The organism is Serratia silvae, assembly GCF_023282985.1.
Taxonomy (GTDB): Bacteria; Pseudomonadota; Gammaproteobacteria; order Enterobacterales; family Enterobacteriaceae; genus Chania; species Chania silvae.
On record NZ_JAGQDC010000062.1, the window covers coordinates 1 to 318 of the forward strand.

Below are 318 nucleotides of genomic sequence, written 5' to 3' on the forward strand. Positions count from 1 at the left end.
GTTTGTCGTTGATCGGCTTGAAGTCGTCGATATCCATGGCCACCAAGGCCAGCGGTACGCGGAAGCGCTCGGCACGGTCGCACTCCTCCAGCAACACCTTTTCCAGGCGATAACGGTTGGCGATGCGTGTCAGGGCATCCTGTTCGGCCAGGGAGCGGTTCTCGTCCAACTGCATTTGCAGTTGCTGATTGACCCGTGACAACTCAAGGGTGCGCTCGGCCACCAGCGCTTCCAGCGACTGGTTGCGCTTTTGCAGCTGTTCGATGGAGATTTTGCGTGTATGGATATCGCGGTGTGCGCCGACCATGCGTGCCACTG

Annotated in this window: 1 protein-coding gene; it reads right to left on the reverse strand. The window is 59.1% G+C overall.

Annotation, left to right across the window (positions count from 1 at the left end; translation table 11 throughout):
• A partial coding sequence (locus KAJ71_RS23235) for a GGDEF domain-containing protein (RefSeq protein WP_248947792.1) occupies window positions 1–307 on the reverse strand: 307 nt, incomplete at its 3' end.
• Between the last annotated feature and the right edge of the window lie 11 nt (window positions 308–318).